Source organism: Spirochaeta lutea, assembly GCF_000758165.1.
Taxonomy (GTDB): Bacteria; Spirochaetota; Spirochaetia; order DSM-27196; family Salinispiraceae; genus Spirochaeta_D; species Spirochaeta_D lutea.
In genome coordinates this window covers 1-1,026 of sequence record NZ_JNUP01000032.1, presented here as the reverse complement: position 1 = coordinate 1,026, position 1,026 = coordinate 1, and the positions used below count along the sequence as shown (strand labels likewise).

Here is a 1,026-nt window from a genome sequence, read left to right as displayed (position 1 = left end):
AATTGGGATTTAGCTCCGGCGTTGATGTTTTCCCCGTAGAAGTCTGCAATTAAACTGCCATCGGTATCAACAACGCTCACACTCCGCCGATATCCCCAAAAAGTTCTCCCCTCTTGATCCCATCCAATAAACTGTGAGCCTGATAAAATATTCCTCATTTCTGAATTTGGTTGTTCTGCATAATAATAATTGTAAAAGCTTCTTCCATAAGGTGCCACAAGCTTCCCGTCCCAGAGGATATACCCCTCTTCATCCACGATGAATTCTTCAGTTCCTTCATACTCATTCTTCAAAAAATCAATCGTCTGCTCCGGATTCATCATGGATATTGTGCCATCAAAGTTTTCAGTAATATGAAAACCAAAGTACCGAGGAGTTTCAGTACCACGCTCTGGTGATGCATTTACTAAAATCATGTCGCCAGCTATCACTGTTTTCATGTAGTAACTGGCATCTCCGGTACTCAAGCGGCTATTCTTAACAGTGAGGCTTTGCTGGTCATGATTATATACATTGTAAAATCCCGAAGAGGCAAAATCAAATAGGAACCTTCCTTGCCTTATTAAGTTAAAACCTGGATCCAAATTGTTAAGTAAAACACCCCAGTGGTTTCCGTTTTCCTCAAGTCTTATCACTCGTTGGTTGACATTATCTGTAATATAAAATACTCCGTCCACAAACGATAAACCCTTAGGGCTACTAGGATTCGACCCCATCCCCTCAAACTCGTGGAAGCGAAACTCACCTTCACCCCTTCCATTCGGAAATCTACTGATTACCTCAAATTGAATCGGATCAAGCGCATAAATCTGAAATACTGCAAACAATAACAAAGCAGCGCATGTATATATTGTTCTCATCAATTTGTCCCTCTTGTTTTCAGTCGAACGATTCGCCAAGTGTCGTTTTCGTATTTCGTAAGCGTCCTTGAAACATCTTCTATCCCAGGATTTACGACAAATGCATAGGCTCTATCGTAGAATGCCTCAATCAACCGAATATTCCCTGCACTCACACTTCCATCAG

At 41.3% G+C, this 1,026-nt stretch carries 1 protein-coding gene; it reads right to left on the bottom strand.

The features are described 5' to 3' along the window. On the bottom strand, positions 1 to 860 hold an 860-nt coding region (locus DC28_RS04425), incomplete at its 3' end, for a hypothetical protein (protein ID WP_037546358.1). Positions 861 to 1,026 lie beyond the last annotated feature (166 nt).